The following is a 12,212-nucleotide window of genomic DNA, read 5'->3' as shown; positions in this document are numbered from 1 at the left end:
TCACCACTTCAAAATAGTGATGAGGGCTTTATGCTGTCTGCTATCAGGATGCTTTCTCGTCATCCTTTTTGTATTCCTCTGTCCAGAACTCCGCATTTTTAATACCCAATTTCTCAGGATTAAATGTAGGGTCCAGACCTTGCTTTCTTTGCTCATCATAGTCCTTCAATACGGCAAGAGCAGGTTTTGCCAACAGGAGCAACGCAATGAGGTTGAGCCAGACCATTATTCCAAGTCCCACATCCCCGAGATCCCATGCAACCTGAGTCGTTCTTACCACACCAAAGTATGTTGCAACCAAAAGAACAACCTTCAGAATGAACATCGGGATCTTATTGCTCCGTCCACGCATCAAGTAGGCTACATTCGTTTCTGCAATATAGTAGTATGCCATGATAGTAGTAAAAGCAAAGAAAAGTAATGCGATACCAACAAAGCCCGCACCGAAACCTGGAATGACAGATTCAACAGCGGCCTGTGTATAGGCTGGTCCTGCCTCTACTGCTTCTCCAAGATTATTGCGAAGGAACTGTCCTTCGTTTTCAGGATCGACAACATTGTAAGATCCTGTAAATAAAATCATAAATGCTGTAGCCGAACAAACTAAGATTGTATCGATATAGACAGAGAATGCCTGAACCAAACCTTGCTTAGCTGGATGCGATACTTCAGCAGCTGCTGCAGCATGTGGTCCAGTTCCTTGACCTGCTTCGTTTGAGAAGATTCCACGCTTTACCCCCCAAGCAATGGCCGCACCGATAATTCCTCCGAATGCGGAATCAACTGCGAAGGCACTGCGGAAAATCAATCCGAATACTGCAGGAAGTTCTGTAATGTTCAAAGCGATGATAAATAAAGATACTAACACATACGCCACTGCCATGAATGGTACCACAAATTGTGCAACAGAAGCGATACGTTTTACTCCACCAAAGATGATTAGTCCGATGACTACTACCAACGAGATGGCAATTACTTGCTTGTTAATGCCGAATGCATTGTTCAAACCAGAGCCGATCGCATTTGCCTGAAGACCTGGCATTAATAGACTCATGGCTAAAAGAGCCGCAAAAGCGAAGATGATTCCATACCATCTCCAGCCAATACCTTTCTCTATATAATAGGCTGGTCCCCCGCGGTACTCCCCGTCCTGCTTTGATTTGTAAACCTGAGCTAGAGTGGATTCAACAAACGCACTTGATGCCCCAATAAAGGCAATCATCCACATCCAAAATACCGCACCAGGTCCTCCCATCGCAATAGCAGTTGCTGTACCAGCAATATTACCTGTACCTACACGTCCTGATAATGAAATGGATAATGCCTGAAAGGAAGAAACCCCTGCCTTTGAAGCTTTTCCGGAGAAAATTTGCTTTATCATATCCCCGAACAATCTTACTTGTACAAACTTTGTCAAAATGGTAAATAACAATCCGACTCCCAAACAGAAAACAATCATAGGTGTGCTCCAAAGAAGACTTACTAAACCACCAATCGGATCTTGTAAAAATGCATCCAAATTGTAATCCCCCTTTAACTAATTTGTAATATTTAGAATTTTCATTCTGTACTGCATTATAAATGATATTCACAAAATAGACAATACATGTCTCCTTCAATAAACCCGAAGTTAAGACAAGAACCTTTATTTGACGACGTATTTCCCGGGAAAATTCTACAGTATTTTTTATTTAATTGTAGAATTTTTGCAAAAAAAAGCTCCTGAATATTCCGGCTAAATTACCACGAACGTTCAGGTGCTTTTATTGAAATAATTATCCTACTTCTTTCTTCAGCTGACTAGTAAATAACTCATAATAAAATCCTTGTTCATCCAACAATTCATGATGAGATCCTTTTTCTATGATTTCTCCTTCTTTCAATACAAGAATTTGATCGGCATTTTGAATGGTATTTAATCGGTGGGCGATAACAAAGCTAGTTCTTCCCTCCATCAATCGTTGAAGCGCTTCTTGGATTTTCATTTCTGTAATGGTATCAATACTACTTGTTGCTTCATCAAGAACCAAGATGGTAGGGTTTGCCAATACCGCGCGTGCAATAGACAATAACTGTTTCTGCCCTTGACTGATTCCGCTTCCGTCCTGCTTCAGTTTAAAATCATAGCCGCCCGGTAATTTTCTTATAAAGGAATGGGCATTGGCCATCTTTGCCGCTTCCTCTACTTCCACGTCCGTAGCATCCAGTCTTCCGTAACGGATATTCTCTCTAACCGTCCCCTCAAAAAGAAAGGAATCCTGTAATACAAAGGCCATGTGCTTACGCAAATTCGAACGTTTTATCCTGTTAATTGGATGGCCATCTAAAAGGATACTTCCGCTGTCCAAATCATAGAAACGGGAAATCAGGTTGATGACCGTTGTCTTACCTGCACCTGTTGGACCGACAAATGCAACGGTTTCTCCTGCGTCCACATGGAAGTTGATGTTGCGAATGGTCGTATCATCACCTTCATAAGAGAAGGAAGCATCCCTAAACTCCACTTCTCCTCTTAAAATTTCCAGTTCTATTGCTTCGATTTCATCGCTTTCTTCCTCTTCTTCATCCAACACATCAAACACACGCTCAGCTCCTGCAACAGCAGACAACAAAGTATTGAATTGATTGGCAAGGTCGTTTAACGGACGAGTGAATTGTCTAGAGTACTCCGCATATATAACAATAATTCCAATCGTAATTCCCGATTGTGTGTTTAATGCCAATATCCCTCCAACACCTGCTATAATGGCAAAACTTAAGTTATTCAACATATTCATAAGCTTTGGGATAAACCCTGAATAGGTCTGAGCCCAGTATGCGGACTTCTTCAGTTTTAAACTCTTTTCCGTAAACTCTTCCATTACCTTATCTTCTTGGGAAAATGTTTTCACGATTCTCTGACCAGAGATGGTTTCTTCAATATAGCCATTCAGCTCACCCAAGTTCTTTTGGGTTTGCTTGAACAATGGACCTGTCCGGTTGGTGATCCATCTTAAACCAAAGAACATGACCGGTACGATAATTAACGTTATGCCTGTCAGCAAAGGACTTAGATAAAGCATGACAGATACCGTTCCGACTAAGGTCAAGATACTCGAAAAAATCTGAATGACAGAACTGTTTAATGTAGAACTGACATTCTCCATATCATTGGTCACACGGCTCATTAGTTCACCGTGCTGCCTTTTATCAAAATATGGGATCGGCAATTTGTGTAAATGCTCAAACAGCTGCGTCCTCATCTTCAAGACGGTATTTTGTGCGATCCCCACCATCCAGTAGTTTTGTAGCCACATGGAAAGCGAGTAGAAAATATAGATGAATACAAGCCCTATTAATACATTTAAAAGTCCAGATGTATTTTGCTCCACTACATAATTATCAATGGCCATACCGACTATGAATGGGCCCAAAAGCCCTAATGCGGAACTAACCACGACCATTAGCATAACGAGCATCAACAAGCCTTTATTTTCACCTAAGTATCTCCAAACTCGTTTAATCGTCCCTTTCCAGTCCTTGGCTTTCTGCTTGGGACTCGCTTTACTTGCGACGGCGGCACTGCTACTTATACGCTTGGACATGCTCTGCCACCTCCGTTCCAAATTGCGACTGATAGATTTTCTGGTAAAGTTCCGAGGTTGCCAGTAGCTTCTCATGGCTTCCCTCTTCTAGGAGCCTTCCGTCTTCAATCAGTAAGATTTTATCTGCTTCAATGGCCGTACTTACCTTCTGCGTTACAATGAACATCGTGCATTGGTATTTTTTAATGGCAGCGAGCAGTTTGGCTTCTGTTTTTAAATCAAGTGCGCTTGTACTGTCATCCAGCATGAGAATCTTCGGCTTTCTTACAAGAGCGCGGGCAATGGAAAGGCGTTGTTTTTGTCCTCCGGAAAGATTGACCCCTTTTTGCCCAAGAACGGTCTCATATTTTTTCGGCAAACGATCGATGGTTTCATGAATCTGCGCATCCTTCGCTACCTGAATGATTTCTTCTAAGCTTGCATCCTCTTTCCCCCAGGCGATATTTTCTTTTACCGTTCCTGAAAAGAGAAGCGCTTCCTGTGGGACATAGCCTATTTGCTTCCTTAGCTTTTTCAGAGACAAATCGGTAAGGTCTTTACCGTCTACCCGGATGACTCCCTGATCCACATCGTAAAGCCTAGGAATCAGTTGGAATAAAGACGATTTCCCTGCACCTGTAGCCCCCATAATGGCAACGGTAGACCCTGCTTCGGCTCGGAAGGTGATATCTTCAAGAACTGGTATGTCCGTGTTCGGATAACGGAAAGATACACGGTCAAATTCGATTCCCCCCTGAAGGAACGTCGCTTCTTTATCCACATCTACCTTATCCACCAAATCAATTTCTTCGTCCAGCACATCAGTGATTCGGTGAGCAGAAGCTTTCGCCCGCGCAAATGCCATGATGATAAAAGAAAAGATGGAAAGAGCGCCGGTGATTCTGGTCGCATAGTTCACGATTGCAACAACTTCCCCAACCTGTGCTCCGCCGTTTGAAACACCAATCGTACCAAACCAAAGGACTGCAAGGATACTTCCATTCATAATCAAAAGAAGTATTGGCATGGTAATCTCCATTAGTCGAAGTGCTGCGACCGTCTGATCCTTCAGCTCCTCGCTTGCATTTCCGAACCGTTTGATTTCATGCTTTTTGCGGAGAAAAGCTTTAATTAAGCGAATACCCCCAAGATTTTCACGCATGACATTATTCACACCATCAAGCTTTTCTTGAACAGCCTTGAAAAGCGCCCCACCCTTTTTCATCACCCATACTAGGAAAATAAAAAGGACCGGAACTCCAATTACAAGAAATAGAGCTAGCTGCCAATTGACAATCAACGCCATGATTACGCCACCCACAACAAGAAGCGGTGCGCGGAGCATGATGCGTAAACTCATAAACACAGTATTTTGTATTTGTGTAACATCATTGGTCATTCTTGTGATGAGAGAAGAAGTCGGAAACAGGCTGAAATTCGCAAACGAAAACGACTGTATTTTTCCGAATAACCCTCTTCTAATGTCAAATCCAAAACTTTGGCTGACATGGGCAGCAAAAAAGGAGTTGGTAACCCCCGCTGCAAAAGCGATAAAGGAGAACAGGACCATGATGCCTCCCCATTTCATTACCGCATGCAAGTCGCCTGTCAGGATCCCCTCGTCAATTATTTTGGCCATGAGCAACGGATGCAAGAGCTCCACGACAAGTTCTGTCAGCATAAGGAGCAAGGCAATTGCAACAGCCAGCTTATACGGTTTTAAGTATGAAAAAATTCTCCCCATAATACGTGATCCTCCAAACCTTTCACTATGTTTAGTCTGCGTTGAAACGAGTAAATCTATTTTGAACGCATATGATATTTCGTTTTGCGAAACGAATATCTTGAAATTTATATATTATCTTATTATCATACCTTTATTACTATGTTTTTTAAATAGTTTGAATTATTATTATTGGTAGGATGTTGAAAAAAGTTTGTTTTAACTTCCTGTAGATTTCCGTTCCAGGTGTTCGCTTATCCAGAGGACGGTGCTTGAGCCTCCTCACTTCGTTGGAGGCCACTGAAAAACCTAGTAACCAATCTTTTGGATAATTTATAGCTGTTGATTGGAGCAATAGGCGAAGACTCCTACGGGGGAGTAGCGACAATGTTGAGACCCCGCAGGGCGTAGCCCGAGGAGGCTCAAGGTCGCCCCGTGGAAAGCGAAGCCGTTTGCGGAAATTAACAGCGGTGTCTTAAAAAAATCTAACATCAAAGACTTTTTCAGTGGCCAAGGCGAAGCCGAGGAGGCTCACGGACCGCCCGCAGGCAAGCGAAGCGCCTGGAACGAAAATCAACAAAGTAAGAGCGAATTATAAAATTAGATAGTCCCGCAAACTTCAATTTGCGGGCTTTTTTACCGGAAAAAGATTAGTAAGTTGTATTAACCTTGTTGATTGCAGTGGAAGGCGCGTAGACGCCCGCGGGAGGAAGGGACAGGTGAGACCCCACAGGCGAAGCCGAGGAGGCTCACGGACCGCCCGCAGGCAAGCGAAGCGCCTAGAACGGAAATCAACAAAGTAAGAGCGAATTATAAAATTAGATAGTCCCGCAAACTTCAATTTGCGGGCTTTTTACTGTCAAATTTCCGCTTGCGCTACATAAGGAAACCGTGTATAGTACAATATCGAATAACATGAATACCACACTTCCGACATATACTATTAAGTGTTTAACTTTTGAAAGAATAGGCTATAAAATTCGGAAAGACAAGAAAGGACTTATTTTAAAATGAAACTTGGTGCCCGTATAGTCAAGACCGGTATTGCGATTACCCTTGCTTTGTTTGTGGCACAGTGGCTAAACGTCCCCACGCCCTTCTTTGCAGGAATCGCAGCGATCTTTGCTATCCAACCATCCATCTATAAATCATATCAATCCATTATCGAGCACGTACAGGCAAACTTGATTGGGGCAATCTTAGCCATCATCTTTTCCTTACTATTCGGACATGATCCCTTTATCATCGGGTTGACAGCCATCTTTGTCATTGGAATAAACTTAAAACTTAAAATTGAAAATACAATCCCACTAGCACTAGTAACCGTAATCGCGATTATGGAAAGTCCCGGGGAGAATTTTTTAGAGTTTGCGCTCGTACGTTTCTCCACCGTTATGATCGGTATCCTTTGTGCATTTCTAGTCAACCTGATTTTCTTACCACCAAAATATGAAACAAGACTTTACTACAAGGTGAAATTAACAACAGAAGACATTCTAAAGTGGATTCGCATCAACATGCGTCACGGCACAGAACATCACCTTTTGAAAACGGACATCGAGATGCTGCATCAACGAGTGCTGAAACTGGAACAACTTTTCATGCTATATAAAGAAGAGAGAACTTATTTTCCTACATTAAAAAATTCAAGTTCGAAAGCACGTAAGCTTGTTATTTTCAGACAGTTGATCGTTACAAGTAACCGGGCATTGTTTACATTAAAAATGCTACACCGGTTAGAAAACGAATTGCATCATATGCCAGTAGAGTATCAGCATTACATTAAAGCTGAATTGGACCACTTGGTTAACCTGCACGAACAGATCTTGTTAAAATTCGTGGGAAAAATAAAGCAGCATAATACTTCAGAAATGTATGAAGAAGAACGCTTTAACAAACAGCAATTTATTGATGAGTTTATGATCCATAAAGACAACTGGTGTGAATACGAAGGCGACGTTGAAGTCTGGTACCACCTGTTCCCGCTCGTATCCAAAATCATTGATTACAGCGACCAACTGGAGCACTTAGATAAGTTGATTGACAGCTTCCAGAAGTATCATGTGGATGATAATGAATTTGAAATTGGAGCGAATGAAGAAGAATAAGACACTTTCCTGCTTTTTTTAAAGCGGGAAGGTGTTTTTTTGTGGAACTTTCTCGAAACATAAAAAACCAACCCCTAGCAGAAGAAACAGAAACTTCTCTCCGCTAAAGGTTGGCTCATAAAAATCAACTTATTTCTTGTATCGTAAACAAATTATAATAGTGACCTTTTTTCCTCATCAACTCTTCGTGAGAGCCGACTTCTGCAATCTCACCGTGCTCTATCAGCACAATGCGGCTCGCATGAGTGATGGTTGATAGACGGTGCGCAACGACAAAGGTTGTCCGGTTGGCCGCCAAACGTTCCAATGACTCCTGAATCAGATGTTCACTCTCAAGATCAAGTGCAGATGTCGCTTCATCCATTACAAGAATTGGCGGGTTTTTCAAGAACACGCGTGCGATGGCCACACGCTGTTTCTGGCCACCTGAAAGCTTCACACCGCGCTCTCCTACCTTTGTTTCGTATCCCTCCGGCAAGTTTGAGATAAACTCATGAGCATTGGCCGCTTTGGCCGCTTCTATGATCTCATCCATGGTTGCATCCGGTTTTCCAAGGGCAATATTTTCACGAACGGTATCACTGAATAAAATGCTGTCCTGTAGTACGATTCCAATTTGTTTTCGTAACGACTGAACGGTAACATCACGGATGTCGACTCCATCAAGCTTGATTTTACCTTCTGTAACATCATAGAATCGTGGCAGCAAGCTTACCAAGGTCGATTTTCCCCCACCGCTCATCCCGACGAGGGCAATGGTCTCTCCCTCCCGTACTTGCAACGACAAATTCTTCAAAACATACTCTTCATTTTTTTCATATTTAAAAGAAACATTTTCAAAGCTGACTTCACCGCGTGCAGTCTTACATTCCACGGCATTCGGCTTATCCGTGATATCATATTTCTCATCCACAAATTCAAACACACGGTCCATGGATGCAATGGATTGCGTCAAGGTTGTCGAAGAGTTGATCAACCGGCGCAAAGGATTGTAAAGGCGGTCAATATAGGCGACAAACATGACCATTTCCCCGACCGTCAGCCCCTGGTTGATAACCTGATAACCTGCGTAGCCGATTACTAGAAGCGGTGCAATATCCGTAATCGTATTCACTACTGCAAAAGTTTTTGCATTCCAGCTTGTATGGTCCAATGCTTTTTGCAGAAAATTGGTGTTCTGTTTTTTAAACTGCTCCTGCTCATAGTCCTCAATCGCCATACTTTGGATGACCGGCATTCCTTGGACTCGCTCATGCAAATGACCTTGTACCTCTGCCAGCGCCTGTGAACGCACCCTTGTGAGGTGACGGAGACGACTGTAAAAGTATTTAATCGAAAATCCATAAAACGGGAACAGCATGATAGACACAAGTGTCAATGTGATATCGACTTGGAACATGATAATGATAACAATTAAAATGGTCGCAAGGTCGAGCCAAAAGTTCATCAAACCGGTGATAACAAAATTCTTAGTCTGTTCCACATCATGGATGACTCTTGAAATCACTTCACCTGCCCGGTTGTTGGCATAAAAACGCAAACTCAGCCTTTGAATATGATCGAACAACTTGTCCCTTAAATCATATAGGACCTTACTTCCTGTCCATTGTGCAAAATATTGTCTGTAGTACTCTATCGGCGGTCTTAACACCAAAAAGGTAATAAAGATTGCCCCCATGATTATGAGCAGCTCGTTCGTTTTCTCCTCTGCTGACCTACCGTCTACAAGCAATATATCATCTACTACGTATTTCAATAATAATGGAATTAATAATGGCAACCCGAATTTCAGCATTCCAATAAGGATGGTACCGACTATTTGCCACCGGTATGGTTTCACAAATTGCATGTACCGTTTTATACTATCCAATTGACTTCCTCCCAAATGATGACTGCTAGCTTACTATTTAGCTTCCGCTTTTCAATTTGAAACATGTATGTATTTCTTAAATACGCCGCTGTTGATTTCCGCACTGGGCTTCGCTTTCCTAGGGGCGGTGCTTGAGCCTCCTCACTTCGTTGCTGGGTCTCAAGCTACCGCTATCTCCCTCAGGACAAGGAAGGCTGCGGCAGCTATACATCGCACGAAGAAAATGCGTAGCATTTTCGAGGAGTCTTCGCCCTGTGCTCCAATCAACAGCTAGAGAACACTCATTAATTAAAGGGTGCTTTAACTCGCCATAAAACAAAAAAGGCCTGGCATATCAAGTTACCAGTTGCCTTTTGCATGAAACTATCCTCGGTATGTGAGGTATCGCTCGTACCACAAGTCAATAAAGTCCGGAGCAAACGGACCTTTTCGCTGCCTGATCCAGGAGATCAACGTTTGAACATTACTCTTCAAGATTTTATCTATTACCTCTGGATAGTTCATCTCTTTACGATGTTTCTCGTACTCATCTTCATCTAGCAAAATAAACGTCATATCCGGAAACACTTTTATATCCAAGTCATAATCTATGTATTTCAACGCTTCGTCATCCGCTATAAAGGGTGAACTAATGTTGCAGTAATAGTACACGCCATCTTCTCTAATCATGCCGATGATATTGAACCAATGCTTTCCATGAAAATAACAAATTGCTGGTTCTCTTGTGACCCAGGTTCTACCGTCCGACTCTGTCACAATGGTTTTGTCGTTTCCACCAATAACAAGGTTTTGCGTCCCCTTAAGCACAGTCGTTTCATCCCACACTCTATGAATGTGACCGTTGTGCTTGTAGCTATGTATTTGTATTGTTTCACCTTCTTTGGGACAACCCATTCCTCTTCCCCTTCTTTCTATTTTTATGCCCGCACTTCTCAGCTAAAAGCAAACCATTTTCTACTATTATAACGGTTCCCGTGAGATTTTAAAACAAAAGAGCCATCTTTATGAAAAGAAGATAGCTCCACCGTATTAATTAAACTATTATTTCATACGAAAATATCCGCTTAAATAGACTCCTGCAAGTGAAAAGATTTAATCGCCTCTTCTGTTTGTGTTTCAAAAATTGATTGAATTTCCGCGAGTTCTTCTTTCATTTTTGCAATATCTTCTTTTAGTTTTCTTAGCTTTTCAGCTTCCTCCTTTAACTGTTCCAACTGCTCTATCGCCTTTTCGTTCCGTTCGATCTCCCCTTGAAGTAACAATAGTCTATCCATCGTCTTCAACTGCTCTACCACCGCCACATCAAACCTATCCACCACAACATCCTCCTCCTTACCAAATACCATACCCTCTACCCATAACATTCTCCCCCTGCCCCCCAAACCCTTTGACTACATATGTTGAGCAGAGGGAAGTTTTGTCGAGTGAAAAAAATTTGCAAAAGGGGTCAGACCCCAGCAGGAATTTCGTCCTCCACAACGAAGAAGCACTCCCTATCGGTTTGATAAGGAGTGCTTCGTGTTATTGCTTGATTATTGTTGTTGTTGGTTTTGTTGGTTCTTTTTCGCTGCAGATTGAGCGTTTTGTTGTTTCACGTGTTGCGCGCTAGTTTCGCTCGCATACTCAGCACCGTATTGTTGTTGTTGGTTTTGTTGAGCATTTTGTTGTTTCACGTGTTGTACACTTGTACCAGAAGCTGTTTTACCTGCTTGGTTTTGTTGGTTGTTGTTTGCCATTGTTTATCACCTCCACGAAATTTAAGATAACCATTTCGGAAGGAAACTATGACAAAAAACAAAAAAATATTTTCTGTATATTTTAGACCAGTAAAGAACGGCCGCCATCCACGATAATCGTCTGCCCTCGAATCATGCTAGCCTGGTCTGATAATAAGAATAGAACCGCATTGACAAGGTCATCAGGTTCTACCATACGTCCAGCAGGGGTATTATTCTTTGCATCCTCAAGAAGTTCATCTCTATTTGGGAAGTGCTTCAAGGCGTCTGTATCTACCGCTCCACCGGAAACTGCATTCACAACAATATTCTTATCTGCAAGCTCGACTGCCAGATAACGAGTCAATGCTTCAATTGCAGCTTTGGAAACTCCAACAGTGGTGTAATTTTTCAAATAGCGAATGGAGCCTAGGGAGCTGATGCTGACAATCTTCCCGCCGCCGACCTTCTCCATTCTTTTGGCAGCCTCTTGCGCTAAAAATAATAAAGCCTTGGAGTTGATATTCATCGTCCAATCCCAATGAGATTCCTCCAGTTCCATTACGTGACGCAAGACACCAGATGCAGCGTTACTCACCAATAGGTCAAGTCGACCGAACTCTTCGTCAATTTTCACAAACATTTCTTTAATCTTTTCCGGCTGGCCTACATTCGCCTTCACGGTTAATGCCTTCACACCCAGCGCTTCAATTTCAGCAGCTGTTTCTTGCGCCGCAGATTTACTGCGATTATAGTTGATGACAATGTTATAGCCATCCTTAGCCAACTCCAACGCAATTTTTTTACCGATTCCACGGCTGCTTCCCGTTACTAATGCCACTTTATTTGTCATTTTCTCTACTCCTTTATGTATGGAAACTTTATATAATATCTTTCAGTATAAGGCTTATTGAATCATCAAACAATAACAGCATAGACATTGCCATAAAGGAGGCAGAAAGCTATGTACGTTGGACGTGACATGACCGAATTATCCATGCATTCCAAAAAAGAATGGAAAGATACTGAACTTGCTTACTTTCATCATTCTCTTCAACAAATGGTCCCTTATCTAAATGCAGAGGGACAGAGCATTCACAGGGAGATTGTGAAAGAAATCGAAGCCCGTGGCGGGTTTCAGCGCCACGAAGCAGATTGGACACATGGAACAAGAATAAGTTATGACTAAACATCAATAGGAAAGGATCAACCCGTAAAGGTTGATCCTCATTT

General features: G+C 42.3%; 10 protein-coding genes. 2 read left to right on the top strand and 8 right to left on the bottom strand.

Annotation, left to right across the window (positions count from 1 at the left end):
- Positions 1-43: 43 nt before the first annotated feature.
- The 3 genes from M313_RS0119120 to M313_RS0119110 form a co-directional block, all read right to left on the bottom strand.
- Positions 44-1,519, bottom strand: a complete 1,476-nt coding sequence (locus M313_RS0119120; RefSeq protein WP_010199025.1) for an amino acid carrier protein — start codon at positions 1,517-1,519, stop codon at positions 44-46.
- Positions 1,520-1,775: 256 nt separating this feature from the next.
- Positions 1,776-3,617, bottom strand: coding sequence for an ABC transporter ATP-binding protein (locus M313_RS0119115; RefSeq protein WP_029326600.1), 1,842 nt, complete (start codon positions 3,615-3,617; stop codon positions 1,776-1,778).
- A complete protein-coding gene (locus M313_RS0119110; protein WP_010199019.1) occupies positions 3,565-5,307 on the bottom strand; it encodes an ABC transporter ATP-binding protein in 1,743 nt (580 codons plus the stop codon). The genes M313_RS0119115 and M313_RS0119110 overlap by 53 nt, the downstream gene beginning before the upstream one ends.
- 989 nt (positions 5,308-6,296) lie before the next feature.
- Between M313_RS0119110 and M313_RS0119100 the strand changes: the two genes are divergently transcribed.
- Positions 6,297-7,394: an FUSC family protein gene (locus M313_RS0119100; RefSeq protein ID WP_010199014.1), complete on the top strand. Its 1,098-nt coding sequence runs from the start codon at positions 6,297-6,299 to the stop codon at positions 7,392-7,394.
- A gap of 124 nt (positions 7,395-7,518) precedes the next feature.
- On the opposite strand, the gene M313_RS0119095 is transcribed toward M313_RS0119100, so the two are convergent.
- The 5 genes from M313_RS0119095 to fabL all read right to left on the bottom strand — a co-directional run bounded on the left by M313_RS0119095 (position 7,519) and on the right by fabL (position 11,832).
- Entirely contained in the window at positions 7,519-9,264 is a 1,746-nt protein-coding gene (locus tag M313_RS0119095; RefSeq protein ID WP_010199011.1) for an ABC transporter ATP-binding protein, read from the bottom strand.
- A gap of 363 nt (positions 9,265-9,627) precedes the next feature.
- Positions 9,628-10,158: a nucleoside tri-diphosphate phosphatase gene (ntdP, locus tag M313_RS0119090; RefSeq protein ID WP_010199009.1), complete on the bottom strand. Its 531-nt coding sequence runs from the start codon at positions 10,156-10,158 to the stop codon at positions 9,628-9,630.
- 170 nt (positions 10,159-10,328) lie between these two features.
- On the bottom strand, positions 10,329-10,628 hold the full coding sequence (locus M313_RS0119085) for a YgaB family protein (RefSeq protein ID WP_010199008.1): 300 nt from the start codon (positions 10,626-10,628) through the stop codon (positions 10,329-10,331).
- 168 nt (positions 10,629-10,796) lie between these two features.
- Complete coding sequence (locus tag M313_RS0119080) at positions 10,797-11,000, bottom strand: gamma-type small acid-soluble spore protein (protein WP_010199007.1); 204 nt, start codon at positions 10,998-11,000, stop codon at positions 10,797-10,799.
- A gap of 82 nt (positions 11,001-11,082) precedes the next feature.
- Positions 11,083-11,832, bottom strand: coding sequence for an enoyl-[acyl-carrier-protein] reductase FabL (gene fabL / locus M313_RS0119075; protein WP_010199006.1), 750 nt, complete (start codon positions 11,830-11,832; stop codon positions 11,083-11,085).
- A 111-nt stretch (positions 11,833-11,943) separates the two neighbouring features.
- On the opposite strand from fabL, the gene yfhS reads away from it, so the two are divergent.
- Positions 11,944-12,168, top strand: coding sequence for a mother cell protein YfhS (yfhS, locus tag M313_RS0119070; RefSeq protein WP_010199004.1), 225 nt, complete (start codon positions 11,944-11,946; stop codon positions 12,166-12,168).
- Positions 12,169-12,212: the final 44 nt, after the last annotated feature.

It is taken from the genome of Bacillus sp. m3-13, from assembly GCF_000175075.1.
GTDB lineage: Bacteria > Bacillota > Bacilli > Bacillales > Bacillaceae_I > Sutcliffiella_A > Sutcliffiella_A horikoshii_C.
This window is presented reverse-complemented; position numbering and strand designations above follow the sequence as displayed.

Bases quoted from the DNA above. Each gene is read 5' to 3' on its own strand.
- ntdP (WP_010199009.1), bottom strand. From the start codon at position 10,158: ATGGGTTGTCCCAAAGAAGGTGAAACAATACAAATACATAGCTACAAG.
- M313_RS0119085 (WP_010199008.1), bottom strand. From the start codon at position 10,628: ATGTTATGGGTAGAGGGTATGGTATTTGGTAAGGAGGAGGATGTTGTG.
- yfhS (WP_010199004.1), top strand. From the start codon at position 11,944: ATGTACGTTGGACGTGACATGACCGAATTATCCATGCATTCCAAAAAA.
- M313_RS0119100 (WP_010199014.1), top strand. From the start codon at position 6,297: ATGAAACTTGGTGCCCGTATAGTCAAGACCGGTATTGCGATTACCCTT.
- fabL (WP_010199006.1), bottom strand. From the start codon at position 11,832: ATGACAAATAAAGTGGCATTAGTAACGGGAAGCAGCCGTGGAATCGGT.
- M313_RS0119080 (WP_010199007.1), bottom strand. From the start codon at position 11,000: ATGGCAAACAACAACCAACAAAACCAAGCAGGTAAAACAGCTTCTGGT.
- M313_RS0119110 (WP_010199019.1), bottom strand. From the start codon at position 5,307: ATGGGGAGAATTTTTTCATACTTAAAACCGTATAAGCTGGCTGTTGCA.